This window comes from Paraburkholderia translucens, from assembly GCF_020881035.1.
Lineage (GTDB): Bacteria > Pseudomonadota > Gammaproteobacteria > Burkholderiales > Burkholderiaceae > Paraburkholderia > Paraburkholderia translucens.
The window spans coordinates 1-16,300 of sequence record NZ_JAJITC010000016.1 but is presented as its reverse complement, the minus strand read 5'-3'; the positions used below and the strand labels follow the sequence as shown (position 1 = coordinate 16,300).

Below are 16,300 nucleotides of genomic sequence, written 5' to 3'. Positions count from 1 at the left end.
CTTGACGGCCCACCGATCGTCGTCCGTCCTGTCGCCAATGGGCGGCCGAGGGGTGCGGATTGTTCTACGCATGCAACAATCCGTCGCTGCCGGATGGCTTTTTCAGTGGCCGGTAAAAAAACACAATGGCTCCACTCGCGCGACACTGCGCGCCCCTACTGGAGTCAAACATGACCACGATCCTGCAAATCAACTCGGCAGCCCGTTCGCAAGGCGCGAACTCGACGCTGCTCGTCAATGAGCTGACCGCAAAGCTGCAACAGTCGAATCCGGGCGCGCAAGTCGTCGTCCGTGACCTGCAAGCCCAACCCCTGCCGCACCTCGACGACGAAGTGCTCGGCGCGTTCTTCACGCCGGCCGAGCAGCGCACCCCGGAACAAGCCGCGATCGCCGCGCGCAGCGAAGCGCTGATCGCCGAACTGCAAGCCGCTGACGTCATCGTGATCGGGGCGCCGATGTACAACTTCGGCGTTTCCTCGCAACTGAAGACGTACTTCGACTTCATCGCACGTGCGGGCATCACGTTCCGCTACACCGCGAACGGCCCGGAAGGCCTCGTGACGGGCAAGAAGGTCCACGTCGTGTCGGCGCGCGGCGGCAAGTATCTCGGCACGCCGAACGATAGCCAAACGCCGTACCTGAAGAGCTTCCTCGGCTTCCTCGGCATGACCGACGTGAACTTCATCTACGCCGAAGGCCTGAACATGGGCCCGGACGCAGCGAACGCCGCGCTGAGCGCAGCGCGCGAAGCGATCGCCGCGGTTTAAGCGGGTTCGTCTTGCCGCATTGCGCTGCTCCGATGCAGCGCAAGGGACCAAATGAATACGCCACGGATGGGTTCCCATCCGTGGCGTATTCGCTTTACATCTCACACTTTCGACGGCTCGCTCAAGCGAGCATTCGAGCGTCGTCCGGCAGGCGCCAGTCGATCGGTTCCCGGCCGTGCTGTATCAGATATTCGTTCGCCTTTGCGAAGTGCCCGCAACCGAGAAAGCCGCGATGCGCGGACAACGGCGACGGATGCGGCGCCTCCAGCACGCAGTGCGACTTGCCGCCGAGCAGCGCGCGCTTGGCCTGCGCATGCGCGCCCCACAGCATGAATACGAGGTTCTGATGCCGCGTCGCGAGTTCGTGGATCAGCGTGTCCGTGCATTTCTCCCAGCCGCGTTTCGCGTGGCTCGCGGCGCTGTCGCGTTCGACGGTCAGCACCGTGTTCAACAGCAACACGCCCTGTTTGGCCCAACTGTCCAGACAGCCGTGCTGCGGCGTTTCGTGACCGAGACTCCCGGTGATTTCCTTGAAGATGTTGCGCAGCGACGGCGGCGGGCGCACGTGCGGCGCGACCGAAAACGCAAGGCCGTGCGCCTGCGGCGTGCCGCGGTCTTCGCCGTGGTACGGGTCCTGGCCGAGGATCACGACTTTCACTGCGTCGGGGCTCGTCAGGCGCAGCGCGCGGAACACGTCGGCCGGATAAATGGTTTTGCCGGCCGCCCGTTCGCCGTCGACGAAGCGGCACAACGGCGCGTAGGTGTCGCTATCGATGAATGGTTTCAGATGCGCGCGCCATGCGGCGGGCAGCGCGGCGAACTGGGCTTCGAGGGTGGGCGGCGCGGCGGTCGTGTCGGCCGGGGCCTCGGCGGAGACTGGCGCGGCATCGTCGAACAACGATGTCTGCGGCGAACTGGCGCGGGTACGGGAAGCGGAGGTCATGGCGGGGAAGTGTCGCAGCAAACGCGGGCTAGCTCAACCCGCGCGCAACCGATACCCGCGCTGCGCCTTGCTGATGTCATCCGGCGCCAGGCCCGCGATTCGTTTGCCGAGCTCGGCGGCGAGCCCACGAAGCGCCGCTTCGTCGCCTGACTTCAGTTCCAGCTCGATCTCCGAGATCGGCGCGCGGCGCGCTTGGCCGTCAACGTCGGCAAGCACGTCGCCCTGATCGATCGCGGCCTCGATCTGCGCGCCGTCGTTCTCGATCAGCCATAGCGTGCGCGTGAAATTCGTGCGGAACAGCGCGATCAGCGATGGCGCGGCCTGTCTCAAAGCGTCTGCGGCGGCCGGTTCGTCGCAAGCGCTCAGCATCGTCTCGATTTCGAGCTTCGCGCCCGCGACCGGCATTTCCCATTCGTGCCGGCTATGCAAGCCGTTCGTCGCGACGCCGACCGTCTTGAACGTCTGCAGCCAGCCGTCCGGCGTTTGCCGCAGACGCAGCGCACTCTTCGACGACGCCAGCGTCAACTGCGGCGTATCGAAATAAATGTTCACGAGCTTGATCGCATGGCCGGTCGTGCCGGCGCGCGCGACGAACCATTGCGTCGCCGCGTGCACCTGCGACGCCGGCAGCGCCAGCTTGATTTCGCGTTCAATGCCCAAAATGCGCTTCCTTGATGCAAGTGTTCATCTGCCTCGACACGCCGATTCGGTGCCTAGAAAAACATCCGCGCAAGTTCCACGCCGGGCTCTTCCGCGCGCATGAACGCCTCGCCGACGAGGAACGTATGCACGTTGCGCGCGCGCATGCGATCGACGTCGTCGCGCGACAGAATGCCTGACTCGGTCACGACGATGCGATCGTCGGGAATCGCGTCGAGCATGCCGAGCGTTGTGTCGAGCGAGGTTTCGAACGTGCGCAGGTTGCGGTTGTTGATGCCGATTAGCGGTGTCTTCAGCGTCAGCGCTTCCTCGAGTTCGTCGCTGTCATGCACTTCGACGAGCACGGCGAGACCGAGCGAATGCGCGAGCGCTTCGAGCTCCTGCATCTCCGGGGTTGCGAGCGCGGCGGCGATCAGCAGGATCGCGTCGGCGCCCATCGCGCGGGCTTCGACGACCTGATACGGATCGACGATGAAGTCCTTGCGCAGCACCGGCAACTGGCACGCGGCGCGCGCTTGCTGCAGATACGCGACGCTGCCCTGGAAGAACTGCACGTCGGTCAGCACGGACAGACATGCCGCGCCGTGCTTTTCGTACGAACGCGCGATGTCGGCGGGCACGAAGTGTTCGCGCAGCACGCCCTTCGACGGGCTCGCCTTCTTCACCTCGGAGATCACCGCGGCGAGACCCGCCGCGTGCCTGGCGCGCAGCGCGCCGACGAAGTCGCGGATGTCGCGCGACGACGCTTCGAGCCGCAGTTCTTCGAGCGGCACGCTTTCTTCGGCCGCCCGGACTTCTTCGCGTTTGACCGCGATGATGCGGTCGAGGATGTCGCTCATAAATGTCTCGTTACGTGACTACTGCTTGAATTGCTGGGTGAAGCGCACCAGTTCGTCGACCTTCGCGCGCGCCTTGCCGCTCGCGATCGCTTCGCGCGCGAGCTCGATGCCATCCGCGATCGTGGCCGCGACGTTCGCCGAATAGAGCGCCGTGCCCGCGTTCAGCGTGACGATTTCCCGAGCGACGCCGGGCTTGTTGCCGAGCGCGTCGAGCAGCATAACCTTCGACTCGCCCGCGTCGGCGACTTTGAGCGTGCGATTCGACACCATCTGCATGCCAAAGTCTTCCGGATGGATTTCGTACTCGCGGATCTCGCCGTCGCGCAGCTCGCCGACCAGCGTGGCGCCGCCGAGCGACACTTCGTCCATGCCGTCCATACCGTACACCACGAGCACGTGCTTCGCGCCGAGACGCTGCATCACGCGTACCTGAATGCCGACGAGGTCGGGGTGGAACACGCCCATCAGCTGATTCGGCGCGCCGGCCGGATTGGTGAGCGGCCCGAGAATGTTGAAGATCGTCCGCACGCCGAGTTCGCGGCGTACCGGCGCAACGTTTTTCATGGCCGGATGATGGTTCGGCGCGAACATGAAGCCCATGCCCGTTTCCGCGATCGATGCCGCGACCTGTTCCGGTTGCAGATCGATGTTGACGCCGAGCGCTTCGAGCACGTCCGCGCTGCCCGACTTGCTCGACACGCCGCGATTGCCGTGCTTCGCGACCTTCGCGCCCGCCGCGGCCGACACGAACATCGTCGCCGTGGAAATGTTGAACGTGTGCGCGCCGTCGCCGCCGGTGCCGACGATATCGACGAAGTTCGAGTTGTCCGGCACGTCGACGTGCCGGGCAAACTCTCGCATCACCGTGGCGGCCGCGGTGATTTCGCCGATGGTCTCTTTCTTGACGCGCAGGCCGGTGATGATCGCCGCCGACATCACGGGCGAAAGCTCGCCGCGCATGATGAGGCGCATCAGGTGCAGCATTTCGTCGTGGAAAATCTCGCGGTGCTCGATAGTCCGCTGCAAGGCTTCCTGGGGCGTAATGGTCATGATCTCGTCTCTCGTCGGGTCAGGCATTGCGGGACGCCGCGTGATTCGAGACCTTCCCGGCGACGGCGAGCTTCGATTGCTTGACGAAGTTTTCGAGCAGCGCGTGGCCGTGTTCGGACAGGATCGATTCCGGGTGGAACTGCACGCCTTCCACGGCGAGTTCCTTGTGCCGCACGCCCATGATTTCGCCGTCTTCGGTCCATGCCGATATTTCGAGGCAGTCGGGCAGCGATTCGCGTTCGATTGCGAGCGAGTGGTAGCGCGTCACGGTGAAATGCTTCGGCAGGTCCGCGAACACGCCCTTGCAGTCGGTTTCGATCGTGCTCACCTTGCCATGCATGATGGTCTGCGCGCGCACCACGCGGCCGCCGAACGCTTCGCCGATCGCCTGATGGCCGAGGCACACGCCGAGAATCGGCGTCTTGCCGGCGAATTCGCGCAGCACGTCAAGCGTGATGCCCGCGTGCTGCGGGTTGCTCGGGCCCGGCGACAGGCAGATGCGCTCGGGGTTCAGCTTCGCGATTTCATCGAGCGTGATCTCGTCGTTGCGGTAGGTGCGCACGTCTTCGCCGAGTTCGCCGAAGTACTGCACCAGGTTATAGGTGAACGAATCGTAGTTGTCGATCATGAGCAGCATGATGTGTCTCCGGTCAGAAGTCGCTGTCGAGGCCGTCCTGGACCTGCTCGGCCGCGCGCAGCACCGCGCGCGCCTTGTTCTCGGTCTCCTGCCATTCGGATTCCGGCACCGAATCGGCGACCACGCCCGCGGCCGCCTGCACATACAGATTGCCGTTCGCGATCACGCCGGTGCGGATCGTGATGGCCAGATCCATTTCGCCGGTGAACGACAGATAGCCGACCGCCCCGCCATAAAGGCCACGCTTGATCGGCTCGAGCTCGTCGATCAGTTCCATCGCGCGGACCTTCGGCGCGCCCGACAGCGTGCCGGCCGGGAAGGTGGCGCGCAGCACGTCGAAATTGGTCATGCCGGGCTTCAGCTTGCCCTCGACCGAGCTGACGATGTGCTGCACGTGCGAGTACTTCTCGATCACCATCTTGTCGGTCACGACGACCGAGCCGATCTGCGCGATGCGGCCGACGTCGTTGCGCGCGAGGTCGATCAGCATGACGTGCTCGGCGATTTCCTTCGGGTCGTTCAGCAGTTCGGTCGCGAGTGCGGCGTCGCGCTCGGGCGTGTTGCCGCGCGGTCGCGTGCCCGCGAGCGGGCGAATCGTGACGATGCGGTCCTCGCCGCGCTTTTCCTGACGCACCAGAATCTCCGGCGACGCGCCGACCACATGAAAGTCGCCGAAGTTGTAGTAATACATATAAGGCGACGGATTCAGCGAGCGCAGCGCGCGATACAGCGACAGCGGATTGTCGCGGTACGGCTTGGTCAGGCGCTGGCCGACCTGCACCTGCATCAACTCGCCGGCGGCGATGTATTCCTTCGCCTTGCGCACGGCGGCCAGGTAATCGTCTTTGGCGAATTCGCGGTAGATCTCGGTACGTACGCTGGCCGACACGACGGGCGGCTCGACGGTGGCGTGCAGCCGCTGGCGCAGTTCGCGCAGACGTTGCTTCGCTTTCGTGTAGGCCTCGGCCTGGGTCGGGTCGGCGTAGACGACCAGATAAAGCTTGCCCGCGAGGTTGTCGATGACGGCGACTTCCTCGGTCAACAGCAACTGGATATCGGGCAGGTTCAGATCGTCCTTCGGCGCGCTGTGTGCAAGCTTCTTTTCGATGTAGCGCACCGCGTCATAGCCGAAGTAGCCGGCGAGACCGCCCGTGAAGCGCGGCAGCCCTGGGCGTTGCGCTACCTTGAAGCGCGCCTGGAACTGCTGGATGAACGCGAGCGGATCGCCGTCGTGCGTTTCGACGACCTTGCCGTCGCGCAACACTTCCGACACGCCATTGCGCGTGCGCACGACGGTGCGAGCCGGCAGGCCGATGAACGAGTACCGTCCGAAGCGTTCGCCGCCCACCACCGACTCCAGCAGGAACGAGTTCGCGCCGCTGCGCTCGGTCTGCGCGAGCTTCAGGTACAGCGACAGCGGCGTTTCGAGGTCGGCGAGCGCTTCGGCGATCAGCGGGATGCGGTTGAAACCCTCGTTGGCGAGGGACTGGAATTCGAGTTCGGTCATGTTCCGATCCTGTACGGTGGTCTTGCGGCTGCAAGCGTCGGGCAAAGCGGGGCTAGGCGCCTCCGGTCAGGGCGTGAGTCGATGTTTCGACACGATGATACCGACCGGCGCGGGTCTTCCATCGGCGCGTGCGAGCAGTTCGGGTGGGCAGCGGTACTTTGCGGGTACACGCGCGCCCAATCAGCCGATGCAGCAGCGCAATAACAGAACGATGGAAAAAGCGCGTGAGCGCAGCGAAGTAAAAAACGGTTGCCGAAGACGAGCTTCAGCGTACCTCGGGCGAGGTTAGCGCGACCAGCGACGCCAGGGCCAGGCTCCCCGGTCGATGCTAATCAGACTCCGTTTTTTATTCAGAAACATGAGGATGAAGGACTGTTAAGTCGTGGATTGGTGCGCTGCGATCGCCTTGGCGGCGTCGAGCAGCGAGGCAACTATACCATCGGATTTTATCGTTTGTATAGCTTGCCCGTGGTTGTAGCCGTAGGGTACCGTCAGCGTCGCCATGCCGGCCGCGCGGCCCGCCAGCGCGTCGTTTTCCGAGTCGCCGATCGCGACCGTGGCGCTCGGCTCGACGCCGAGTTGGGCGGCGGCAGTCAGCATCGGCAGCGGGTCCGGCTTCTTTTTGGCGAGACTGTCGCCGCCGAGCACGACGCTGAAATACGGCGCCAGCCGGTACTGCCGCAGCAGCTCGAGCGCGAAGCGGTGCGGCTTGTTCGTCACGCAGGCGAGCTTCAAGCCCGCGTCGCGCAGCGCGCGCAGACCGGCTTCGACGTCCGGATAAAGCCGCGTGTGCAGACCGTTGATCTGCGCGTACTCGGCCTGATAGATGGCGAACGCTTCGTCGAAGCGCGCTTGCGCATGCTCGGCTTCGAAGCGCGGCGCGAGCACGCTGCGGATCAGATGCTCCGAACCCTTGCCGACATAGCCGACCACTTCCTCGCGCGTGGTTTCCTCCGCGTCGAGCTGAGCGAGCATGCCGTTCAGGCTGGCCGTGAAGTCGTCGGCGGTGTCGATCATCGTGCCGTCCAGGTCGATGATCGCAGCTTCGAGGCGCGGGCCGGTGAAGGTCGGGGCGGGATACGGAGCGGTCATGAGGCGCTGGATTTATCGCTGAACGGTGGCCAGGGCGGTGCGCATCTTGTCGATCACGACCTTGTGGTCGGGCTGGCCGAAGATCGCCGAGCCGGCCACGAACGTGTCCGCGCCGGCCGCCGCGATTTCCGCGATGTTGTCGACTTTCACGCCGCCGTCGACTTCGAGATGGATGTCACGGCCGGTGCGCTCGTTGTAGGCGTCGATGCGCTTACGCGCCTCGCGCAGCTTATTGAGCGCCTCGGGGATGAACGACTGGCCGCCGAAACCCGGGTTCACCGACATGATCAGCACGAGGTCGACCTTGTCCATCACGTGATCGAGGTAGTTCAGCGACGTCGCCGGATTGAACACGAGGCCGGCCTTGCAGCCGTGGTCGCGGATCAGCGACAGCGTGCGGTCGATGTGGTCCGAGGCTTCGGGGTGAAAGCTGATCAGGTTCGCGCCGGCTTTCGCGAAGTCCGGCACGATGCGGTCGACGGGACGCACCATCAGGTGCACGTCGATCGGCACGTCCACGTGCGGGCGGATCGCTTCGCAAACGAGCGGGCCGATGGTCAGGTTCGGCACGTAGTGGTTGTCCATCACGTCGAAGTGGATCCAGTCAGCGCCAGCGGCGACGACACTGCGGACCTCTTCGCCCAGACGGGCGAAATCGGCGGAGAGAATGCTGGGGGCGATGCGAAATTGCGTCATGAGAGGGGCCGGCTGCAAGCGGGAAAGCGTCATTTTACCGTTTTTGCGCGTGCCGGCCGTGGCGCGGGCGGCAGTTGGCGTGGCGCATTCGTGCGATGGAAGGACGCAAAAAATCGGCGTGGAGAAGCGGCGCGGCAAGCAGTCATGTCCCAACGTCCTGGACGCTCCTGGCCGAATGGAGCGTCTGGTTGCGGCCATGCCGCGCATCAAGCAGAATGCCACTCCATGAGCGCCGCATCGCCGCTGCACCCGCAGACCACTGGCGTTCGGGCCTTCCACGATTTTTCACACCCGTTTGACCAGACCGGAATCAGGATGAGCCAGTACGAATTCAGCGTCTCGGCGCAAGTGCAATATCTGCCCGAAGAATCGGACCCGGAGCGTCGCCAGTATGCCTTTGCCTATACGTTGACCATCCGTAACACTGGCCATGTGCCTGCGCAATTGATCGCGCGTCACTGGATCATCACTGACAGCGAGAACACCGTGCAGGAAGTCAAAGGTCTAGGCGTGGTCGGTCATCAGCCGCTGCTCAAACCGGGCGAGCAATTCGAATACACGAGTTGGGCAGTGATCGCGACGCCGGTCGGCACGATGCGTGGCGATTACTTCTGTGTGGCGGAGGATGGCGAGCGCTTCGAGGCTGCGGTGCCGGAGTTCGTATTGCGCATGCCGCGGACGTTGCATTGAACCGGCGCTGCGCTGCTCGGTCTCTATTGACTTTGTATGGGCGTGTGGCGCAGCGAGTGGTTGAACAGGGCGGTGAGCAGTGCGCCGGTTAAGATCACTGTGGCTCTTGCGATTGGGACACTTTCGCCGACTTGGCTCGCGCCGTTTTTTTCTTTCCGGACGACGTCCATACGACGATAAAGACGAGCAGGAAGAGCGCGAGCAGCGATTCCAGCGCGAAGATGAGCATCGGGTATTCGTCGAACAGATCAGACATGGCGGTTTCCATCAAGAACGAACATTGTATGCGTTTTGTCCGCCGGGCCGGTGCCTGGTTCGGCGCACTGTCGGTCGCGGTGTTGCTTGCGTCCTGCGGTGGCGGCGGAGCTATCCGGCCTTCACCGCCGACCGGCGCGGCGATCATTCCTGGCCAGATCGCTTCGGCGCGTTTGACCGCGGTTGCGTGGCAGCAGGTGCCGGGCTGGCAGGACGACTCGCTGATCGGCGCGACGGCCGCGTTGCGGCAAAACTGCGTGAAGCTCGCGCGTCAGGCGAACTGGTCGCGTGCATGCGCGGCGGCCGCGCAAATTGACGATCTCGACGTCACCAGCGCACGCGCTTTCTTTGAAGCCTACTTTACGCCGTTCCAGCTCGCGAACAGCGACGGCACACTGGACGGTCTTGTCACCGGCTACTACGAGCCCCTGCTGCGGGGCTCGCGCACCCGGCACGGCCTGTATCAGACCGCGTTGTACCGTTGGCCCGCCGGCTATCGTGCGGGGGCGCCGTTGCCGCCACGCGCGCAGCTCGAGCGCTCGGGCGCGCTCAGCGGCAACGAACTCGTCTGGGTCGACGATCCGATCGAGGCGTTCTTCCTGCAGGTGCAGGGCTCCGGACGCATCGTGATGGAAGACGGCAGCGTAATGCGCGTAGGCTTTGGCGGTACCAACAATCAACCATACAAGTCGATTGGGCGCTGGCTGCTCGATCATGGCGAAATCACACCCGCGCAAGCGACGATGCAAGGCATCAAGGCGTGGGCGCGCGCGAATCCGGCGCGCGTTGATGACCTGCTAGACACGAATCCGCGCTTCGTGTTTTTCCGCGAGATGCCGTCGGCAGAAAGCATTCCGAGCGGCGGCGCGGACGGTCCGATCGGCGCGCTCGGCGTGCCGCTGACGCCGGAGCGTTCGATCGCGGTCGACCCAAGCGCGATCCCTCTCGGCACGGCGGTGTTCCTGCAGACTACGCGGCCGCTGACGAACTCGCCGATGAACCGCCTTGTATTCGCCCAGGACACCGGCACAGCGATCAAAGGTGGCGTGCGCGCCGACTACTTCTGGGGTCTCGGGGACGATGCCGGAGATCTGGCCGGCAAGATGAAGCAGGGCGGCCGGATGTGGTTGCTGTTGCCGAATTCGTGAGGCGGCGAGGCGGCGTCACGTCGAATCACGATCCGTGTTTGACGCCGTTTTGGGTTGGGTTGTTACGTTCTTGCCGGTTGCCATTCGCCGGAAGCCCCTCGCCCAAATCAGACCCCCGACCGACGCTTGTCCACCACGCGCCGCGCCTTGCCCACCGAGCGCTCGATTCCATTCACCGCCAGCACGTTAACCACCGCGCTCACGCCGATCAGTGCCTTGATGTCGTAAGCCAGTGCGTCTTTCGCGGCGGTGAGCGCGGACGTGTCGGGCGCGCTTTCGGGGCACGGTTCGACGTTCAGCGTCAATACGTCGAGCGGCCCTTCCCTGGTCAGTACGATCTGATAGTGCGGCGCGAGCGCGTGCTGCTTGAGCAGCAGTTCTTCGATCTGCGTCGGGAACACGTTGACGCCGCGCACGATCATCATGTCGTCCGAGCGGCCAGTGATCTTTTCCATGCGCCGCATCGTGCGGGCGCTGCCCGGCAGGAGGCGCGTGAGATCGCGCGTGCGGTAGCGGATGATTGGCAGCGCTTCTTTCGTCAGCGACGTGAATACGAGTTCGCCGAATTCTCCATCGGGCAGCACCTCGCCCGTTTCAGGGTCGATGATCTCGGGATAAAAATGGTCTTCCCAGATCGTCGGGCCGTCTTTGGTTTCGACGCACTCCGAGGCGACGCCTGGGCCCATCACTTCGGAGAGGCCGTAGATGTCGACTGCGTCGATGCCCATGCGTCTTTCGATGGCAGCGCGCATATCGTTGGTCCACGGCTCGGCGCCGAAGATGCCGATGCGCAATGAGCAGTTGGCCGGGTCGATACCCTGGCGTTCGAGCTCGTCGGCGATCGACAGCATGTAGCTCGGCGTCACCATGATGATGTCCGGCCGGAAATCCTGGATCAGCTGTACCTGCTTTTCGGTCTGGCCGCCGCCGAACGGAATCACGGTGAGCCCCGCACGTTCGGCACCGTAGTGCGCGCCGAGGCCGCCCGTGAAGAGGCCGTAGCCATAGCTCACATGCACCTTGTCGCCGCGCTTCGCGCCCGCGGCGCGAATCGAACGCGCGACGAGGTTCGCCCACGTGTCTATGTCGCGCGCCGTATAGCCGACGACGGTCGGCTTGCCGGTCGTCCCGGACGACGCATGGATTCGCGAAATCTGCTCCTGCGGCACGGCGAACATCCCGAACGGATAGCCGTCGCGCAGATCCTTTTTCGTCGTAAACGGAAAACGTGCGAGGTCTGCGAGCGACTTGACATCGCCCGGATGAATGCCGGCTTCGTCGAATTTGCGCCGATACACCGGTGAATTCTCGTACGCATGGTTCAGCGACCATTTGAGCCGTTCAAGCTGGAGCGCGGCGAGCTCGTCGCGGCTGGCGGTCTCGATCGGATCGAGCGGAAAGGCGGTGCTCATCGAATGTCTCCTCGCTGCCTCAGTATCTGAATCTGACACGCGGCGCGTTGGCGCCAGAAAGCCAGGCGGACGGTTGTCCGTGAAGGCGGCTCCGGTTGGCCGCCGTTTGCTGTTAGTTGCCGGCGGAAATCAGGCTGCCCTTGATTTGCGCCGATTTGCCGCGAAACATCGCGACGGTTTCTCCAGCGCGATTTGTTACGCGGATATCGTAGATGCCGGTGCGTCCGTTCAATGTCTGCTCGACCGCTTCGGCAATGAGTACGTCGCCGCCGTAGACCGGCCGCAGATACTCGATCGAGCAGCCGGCCGCGACCGTATTGATGTTGTAGGTGTTGCAGGCGAACGCGAAGGTCGAATCGGCGAGCGTGAAGATCAGGCCGCCGTGGCAGATTCGATGGCCGTTCAGGAAGTCATCGCGTACCACCATGCGCAGCCGCGCATAGCCGGGGCGCACTTCGAGAATATCGAGCCCGTGCGCGCGACTGCAGGCATCGTTTTCATACATTGCGGCGGCCGTCGCGCGGGCGAGTTCGTCGGGCGTCATCGGCTCGGGGCCGGTAGTTCGCGTGGACATCTCAACGCCCCTCGAAGCGCGGCGCGCGCTTTTCGATAAATGCCTGCACGCCTTCCGCGTAATCGTGCGAGGCGCCGAGTTTGCGTTGCAGATCACGCTCGAGATCGAGTTGCTGGTCGAGCGTTTGCGTCGCTCCCGCGCGCATCGCCTGCTTGATCGCGGCGATCGCGCGTGTCGGTTGCTGGGCAAGCTGGGTCGCGAGTTTCGCCGCGGCCGAAGCGAGCTCGGCGTCGTCGACCACCTGCCAGATCAAGCCCCAGCTTTCGGCTTTCTCGGCACTGAGTTTGTCGCCGGTGATCGCGAGACCGAGCGCGCGTGCCATGCCGACGCGTTGAGGCAGGAACCACGTGCCGCCCGAATCCGGCACGAGACCGATCTTCACGAACGCCTCGATGAAGCTCGCCGAGCGTGCCGCGAGCACCAGGTCGCAGGCCAGCGCGAGATTGGCGCCCGCGCCGGCGGCCGTACCGTTGACCGCCGCGATTACAGGAAACGGCAGCGCCTGCAGACGGCGGATCAACGGATTGAAGTATTCATCGATCACGGAGCCAAGGTCGGTTGTGGCGCCGGGCGTGAAATCGAGGTCGGCGAGATCCTGCCCGGCGCAGAAGCCGCGCCCCGCGCCGGTGAACACGAGTGCGCGAGCATCGGACTTTTCGACCTGATCGAGCGCGGCGCCGAGTTCCTGATGCATTGCGCGCGTGAAGCTGTTCAGCTTGTCCGGGCGGTTCAGCGTGATGGTGGCGACGTGGCTCGATGAGTCGATGTCCAGCCGGATCGCTTCATATGACATGGGGTGTCTCCTCAGAGTCTCGTTGCCGATGGGTGTACGCAGGCTCGACTAGCGACAAAACGGCTCGATGCGGCGATGCTCGGCAACGCGGCGCGGCACGTGCCGCCGGCGCGCGTCGCGTTCGAAACCCCGCCGCCGCCGACAACCAGGTGGCGAATCGCATCGCGGTTCAAGTTGGTGATCATCGAAACTCCGACTCGGTGGAATCGGCGTGCGATGCTTTTCCGATGTTTGATATTAGTGAGAGTGCACGACCCGGTCCATCCGCCGAAAGGCATAGGACGAACTCGTGCTTCGTGCTGATGTTGTGTCCTATGCCTTTCAGCCAGCTACCGCCGGCGCCGTTTTCGGTTCAACATGAACGCGGCTTTGAACGACGCGGAAGCGGTTCGCGACGAAAGCAGCATCGGTCAGCGCGGCATTGGCGGCCGGGTTGGCGCCAGTGCCGTGAAAGTCCGAGAACGCCGCCGATTGGTTGACGAACACACCGCCGGTCAGGTTGATCGACAGCGCAACGCCGCCGCGAATCGACGCTTCGTGCGCGGCGTCGAGCACCGCGTTGTCGGTGCTATAGACCGATAGCGTCAGCGCGCCATGCTTGGCGGCAATCTCGCCTGCGAGGTCGAGCGACTGCGCGGTCGAGTCCGTCGCGATGACGAACGAAATTGGCCCGAACCATTCGCTCGTGAACCGGGCACGATCGGTCGCGGCGTCCAGCTGCAATACGAGCGGCGTGCGCACGCGAGCGCCCGGAAAGGATGGATGCTCGAGCGTCTGGCTCGCGACGAGCGCGCGGCCGAGCTTGGCGGCTTCGTCGATGCGTTGCACGACGCCTTCGTTCTGGATCGCGCCGAGCAGTTCGACGGCGCGGGCCGGATCGGCGACGAGCTTTTGCACCGCACCCGCAAGCGCCTGAGCGACATCGTCGAAGCTGAGCGTGCCGGCAGCGGTGCTAATGCCGTCGCGCGGCACATAGATGTTTTGCGGCGCGGTGCACATCTGGCCCGAGTACAGCGCCAGTGAGAATGCGATGTTGCGCGCGACCGCCTGAATGTCTTCGGCCGAGTCGATCACGATCTGGTTGACGCCGGCCTTTTCGGTGTAGACCTGCGCGTGATGTGCGTTGCGTTCTAGCCAGTTGCCGTTCGGAGTGCTGCCCGTGAAGTCGATCAGCTTGATCTCGGGGCGCAGGGCGAGTTGCTGGACGAGGGCTCCGTCGTTCGGATCGGTGGCGAACAGCGTCACGACGTTCGGATCGAAGCCCGCTTCGCGCAACACGTCGCGCGCGATGCGCACGGTCAGCGCGAGCGGTAGGATCGCGCCCGGATGCGGCTTGACGATAACCGTGTTGCCAGTGGCGAGATCGGCGAACAGGCCCGGATAGCCGTTCCAAGTCGGGAATGTGCAGCAGCCGAGCACGAGACCGATGCCGCGCGGCACGACGGTGTAGCGCTTGTGCATCGCGAGCGGCGGATTCTTGCCCTGCGGCTTTTCCCAATGCGCGTCGGCGGGAATGCGGCGCAACTGGTCCCAAGCGTGCGCGACTGCTTCGAGTGCGCGATCTTGTGCGTGTGGGCCGCCGGCCTGGAAGGCCATCACGAACGCCTGGCCGGTGGTGTGCATGACGCTGTAGCCGATCTCGAAGCTGGCGCGATTCAGACGCGCGAGGATTTCGAGGCTCACGCCGATCCATGCCTGCGGGCCGGCCGCGCGCCAACTGCGTTGCGCCTCGGCGGAGGCATCGACGAGCGCGTTCGGGTCGGCTTTCGGGTAACGCACACCGAGCGGAAAGCCAAACGGCGAGACTTCCGCGCCGACGGTTTCTCCAGTCGACGGTTGGTCCAGGTCGAACGGCTTGTCGAGAAGCGCCTTGAACGCGGCTTCGCCGTCCGCATTGGCAGTTTCCCCGTACACTTTGGGACTAGGCATCTCGACGAACGGGCTCCAGTAGCCGCGCGTTTCAAGCGCGGCGAGCGCTTTGTGAAGCGTGTCTTCGTGCTTGGTGAATAGCGGATGTGTCATGGCAAGGAGGCTCGGCTGTGCGTGGGGAAGACCTGTCTAATAATTGACCGACCGGTTGGTTGGTGAATGGTAGCATCACTATGAACGAGCGCGAAGCGTTTTTCGCGTGCGATCAACCCTTATGGAGGCTGAATGGCTTACGAAAACATTCTTGTTGAGACACGGGGGCGGGTTGGGCTGATCACGCTGAATCGTCCGAAGGCTCTGAATGCGCTGAACGACGCATTAATGGACGAACTGGGCGCCGCGCTGCGCGAGTTCGACGCCGACGAGACGATTGGCGCAATCGTTGTGACGGGTAGCGAGAAAGCGTTTGCGGCCGGCGCGGACATCGGCATGATGGCGTCTTACACCTATATGGACGTGTACAAGGGCGACTACATCACGCGCAATTGGGAAACGGTTCGTTCGATCCGTAAGCCGATCATTGCCGCAGTGGCAGGCTTTGCGCTGGGCGGCGGCTGCGAGCTGGCGATGATGTGCGACATCATTTTCGCGGCTGACACTGCGAAGTTCGGTCAGCCGGAGATCAAGCTCGGCATCATGCCGGGTGCCGGCGGAACGCAGCGGTTGCCGCGCGCGGTGTCAAAGGCAAAGGCGATGGACCTTTGTTTGACTGCCCGCTTCATGGATGCCGCCGAAGCGGAGCGCGCTGGACTGGTTTCGCGCGTGATCCCGGCGGCATCGCTGCTCGACGAAGCGATCGCCGCGGCTGCGACCATTGCGGAGTTCCCGCTGCCCGCAGTGATGATGATCAAGGAGTCGGTCAACCGCGCCTATGAAACGACGCTCGCGGAGGGCGTGCATTTCGAGCGCCGCTTGTTCCACTCGCTTTTCGCTACCGAGGACCAGAAAGAGGGCATGGCCGCGTTTGTGGAAAAGCGCAAAGCGGTTTTCAAGCACCGTTAATACACTTGTCAAAATATTGCTTGCAAGTCCCGATGACGCCGACTAGAATCCCGCTCTTTCGTGCTCCGGACGCCGGGGCGCGGAGGAGCGGGAAGCCTTGGATGGCGGGGACTTCCGCGGTGTGGACGGGTTAAGCGAGTGATAAAAACCTGTTGACGACCTGCTGGAAGTTGTTCATAATTCCGTTTCTCTGCTGCAGACGCAGCGACGCAAACGACGCGGTGCCGGGTGATTCAGGCGCTGCGCAGTGGGCGAACCGATCTTTAACAACCAACAGCCGATAAGTGTGGGCGCTTGATGCCGCGA

Annotated in this window: 17 protein-coding genes; 4 read left to right on the top strand and 13 right to left on the bottom strand. The window is 63.9% G+C overall.

The features are described from left to right. Window positions 1–170: 170 nt before the first annotated feature. Window positions 171–767 (top strand): FMN-dependent NADH-azoreductase, encoded by a 597-nt coding sequence (locus LJ655_RS24480; RefSeq protein WP_230563799.1) that lies wholly within the window; start codon window positions 171–173, stop codon window positions 765–767. A gap of 121 nt (window positions 768–888) precedes the next feature. Here LJ655_RS24480 and LJ655_RS24475 read toward each other — a convergent pair whose 3' ends face one another. The 8 genes from LJ655_RS24475 to rpe all read right to left on the bottom strand — a co-directional run bounded on the left by LJ655_RS24475 (window position 889) and on the right by rpe (window position 8,191). Further along, window positions 889–1,710, bottom strand: a complete 822-nt coding sequence (locus LJ655_RS24475) for a uracil-DNA glycosylase (RefSeq protein ID WP_230563798.1) — start codon at window positions 1,708–1,710, stop codon at window positions 889–891. Between the two features lie 33 nt (window positions 1,711–1,743). Then, window positions 1,744–2,370 carry a CYTH domain-containing protein gene (locus tag LJ655_RS24470; RefSeq protein ID WP_230563797.1) on the bottom strand — a complete coding sequence of 209 codons (627 nt, stop codon included), beginning with the start codon at window positions 2,368–2,370 and terminating at the stop codon, window positions 1,744–1,746. Between the two features lie 53 nt (window positions 2,371–2,423). Next, on the bottom strand, window positions 2,424–3,209 hold the full coding sequence (gene trpC, locus LJ655_RS24465; RefSeq protein ID WP_230563796.1) for an indole-3-glycerol phosphate synthase TrpC: 786 nt from the start codon (window positions 3,207–3,209) through the stop codon (window positions 2,424–2,426). Window positions 3,210–3,227: 18 nt separating this feature from the next. Beyond that, window positions 3,228–4,259 carry an anthranilate phosphoribosyltransferase gene (gene trpD / locus LJ655_RS24460; protein WP_230563795.1) on the bottom strand — a complete coding sequence of 344 codons (1,032 nt, stop codon included), beginning with the start codon at window positions 4,257–4,259 and terminating at the stop codon, window positions 3,228–3,230. A gap of 19 nt (window positions 4,260–4,278) precedes the next feature. Further along, window positions 4,279–4,896, bottom strand: a complete 618-nt coding sequence (locus LJ655_RS24455; RefSeq protein ID WP_230563794.1) for an aminodeoxychorismate/anthranilate synthase component II — start codon at window positions 4,894–4,896, stop codon at window positions 4,279–4,281. Window positions 4,897–4,909: 13 nt separating this feature from the next. Beyond that, window positions 4,910–6,403: an anthranilate synthase component I gene (trpE, locus tag LJ655_RS24450; protein WP_230563793.1), complete on the bottom strand. Its 1,494-nt coding sequence runs from the start codon at window positions 6,401–6,403 to the stop codon at window positions 4,910–4,912. Between the two features lie 375 nt (window positions 6,404–6,778). Next, window positions 6,779–7,495, bottom strand: a complete 717-nt coding sequence (locus tag LJ655_RS24445) for a phosphoglycolate phosphatase (protein WP_230563792.1) — start codon at window positions 7,493–7,495, stop codon at window positions 6,779–6,781. 12 nt (window positions 7,496–7,507) lie between these two features. Next, on the bottom strand, window positions 7,508–8,191 hold the full coding sequence (gene rpe / locus LJ655_RS24440) for a ribulose-phosphate 3-epimerase (protein ID WP_230563895.1): 684 nt from the start codon (window positions 8,189–8,191) through the stop codon (window positions 7,508–7,510). Between the two features lie 315 nt (window positions 8,192–8,506). On the opposite strand from rpe, the gene apaG reads away from it, so the two are divergent. Then, the gene (apaG, locus tag LJ655_RS24435; RefSeq protein ID WP_230563791.1) at window positions 8,507–8,881 is read left to right on the top strand and encodes a Co2+/Mg2+ efflux protein ApaG; all 375 of its coding nucleotides are present in this window, start codon (window positions 8,507–8,509) and stop codon (window positions 8,879–8,881) included. 94 nt (window positions 8,882–8,975) lie between these two features. On the opposite strand, the gene LJ655_RS24430 is transcribed toward apaG, so the two are convergent. After that, a complete protein-coding gene (locus LJ655_RS24430; RefSeq protein ID WP_230563900.1) occupies window positions 8,976–9,149 on the bottom strand; it encodes a hypothetical protein in 174 nt (57 codons plus the stop codon). A gap of 16 nt (window positions 9,150–9,165) precedes the next feature. On the opposite strand from LJ655_RS24430, the gene mltA reads away from it, so the two are divergent. Further along, window positions 9,166–10,284: a murein transglycosylase A gene (gene mltA / locus LJ655_RS24425; RefSeq protein WP_230563790.1), complete on the top strand. Its 1,119-nt coding sequence runs from the start codon at window positions 9,166–9,168 to the stop codon at window positions 10,282–10,284. A gap of 107 nt (window positions 10,285–10,391) precedes the next feature. On the opposite strand, the gene paaK is transcribed toward mltA, so the two are convergent. The 4 genes from paaK to paaN form a co-directional block, all read right to left on the bottom strand. After that, on the bottom strand, window positions 10,392–11,696 hold the full coding sequence (gene paaK / locus LJ655_RS24420) for a phenylacetate--CoA ligase PaaK (protein ID WP_230563789.1): 1,305 nt from the start codon (window positions 11,694–11,696) through the stop codon (window positions 10,392–10,394). A 112-nt stretch (window positions 11,697–11,808) separates the two neighbouring features. Beyond that, window positions 11,809–12,270, bottom strand: coding sequence for a hydroxyphenylacetyl-CoA thioesterase PaaI (paaI, locus tag LJ655_RS24415; protein WP_230563788.1), 462 nt, complete (start codon window positions 12,268–12,270; stop codon window positions 11,809–11,811). Between the two features lies 1 nt (window position 12,271). Beyond that, window positions 12,272–13,063 (bottom strand): 2-(1,2-epoxy-1,2-dihydrophenyl)acetyl-CoA isomerase PaaG, encoded by a 792-nt coding sequence (gene paaG, locus LJ655_RS24410; protein WP_230563787.1) that lies wholly within the window; start codon window positions 13,061–13,063, stop codon window positions 12,272–12,274. Window positions 13,064–13,384: 321 nt separating this feature from the next. Beyond that, a complete protein-coding gene (gene paaN, locus LJ655_RS24405) occupies window positions 13,385–15,085 on the bottom strand; it encodes a phenylacetic acid degradation protein PaaN (RefSeq protein WP_230563786.1) in 1,701 nt (566 codons plus the stop codon). A 132-nt stretch (window positions 15,086–15,217) separates the two neighbouring features. Between paaN and LJ655_RS24400 the strand changes: the two genes are divergently transcribed. Beyond that, window positions 15,218–15,994 (top strand): enoyl-CoA hydratase, encoded by a 777-nt coding sequence (locus LJ655_RS24400; RefSeq protein ID WP_230563785.1) that lies wholly within the window; start codon window positions 15,218–15,220, stop codon window positions 15,992–15,994. Window positions 15,995–16,300 lie beyond the last annotated feature (306 nt).

Coding starts and splice junctions, on each gene's coding strand:
- LJ655_RS24480 (WP_230563799.1), top strand. CDS start 171: ATGACCACGATCCTGCAAATCAACTCGGCAGCCCGTTCGCAAGGCGCG.
- LJ655_RS24475 (WP_230563798.1), bottom strand. CDS start 1,710: ATGACCTCCGCTTCCCGTACCCGCGCCAGTTCGCCGCAGACATCGTTG.
- trpC (WP_230563796.1), bottom strand. CDS start 3,209: ATGAGCGACATCCTCGACCGCATCATCGCGGTCAAACGCGAAGAAGTC.
- trpD (WP_230563795.1), bottom strand. CDS start 4,259: ATGACCATTACGCCCCAGGAAGCCTTGCAGCGGACTATCGAGCACCGC.
- LJ655_RS24455 (WP_230563794.1), bottom strand. CDS start 4,896: ATGCTGCTCATGATCGACAACTACGATTCGTTCACCTATAACCTGGTG.
- trpE (WP_230563793.1), bottom strand. CDS start 6,403: ATGACCGAACTCGAATTCCAGTCCCTCGCCAACGAGGGTTTCAACCGC.
- LJ655_RS24445 (WP_230563792.1), bottom strand. CDS start 7,495: ATGACCGCTCCGTATCCCGCCCCGACCTTCACCGGCCCGCGCCTCGAA.
- rpe (WP_230563895.1), bottom strand. CDS start 8,191: ATGACGCAATTTCGCATCGCCCCCAGCATTCTCTCCGCCGATTTCGCC.
- apaG (WP_230563791.1), top strand. CDS start 8,507: ATGAGCCAGTACGAATTCAGCGTCTCGGCGCAAGTGCAATATCTGCCC.
- LJ655_RS24430 (WP_230563900.1), bottom strand. CDS start 9,149: ATGGAAACCGCCATGTCTGATCTGTTCGACGAATACCCGATGCTCATC.
- mltA (WP_230563790.1), top strand. CDS start 9,166: ATGCGTTTTGTCCGCCGGGCCGGTGCCTGGTTCGGCGCACTGTCGGTC.
- paaK (WP_230563789.1), bottom strand. CDS start 11,696: ATGAGCACCGCCTTTCCGCTCGATCCGATCGAGACCGCCAGCCGCGAC.
- paaI (WP_230563788.1), bottom strand. CDS start 12,270: ATGTCCACGCGAACTACCGGCCCCGAGCCGATGACGCCCGACGAACTC.
- paaG (WP_230563787.1), bottom strand. CDS start 13,063: ATGTCATATGAAGCGATCCGGCTGGACATCGACTCATCGAGCCACGTC.
- paaN (WP_230563786.1), bottom strand. CDS start 15,085: ATGACACATCCGCTATTCACCAAGCACGAAGACACGCTTCACAAAGCG.
- LJ655_RS24400 (WP_230563785.1), top strand. CDS start 15,218: ATGGCTTACGAAAACATTCTTGTTGAGACACGGGGGCGGGTTGGGCTG.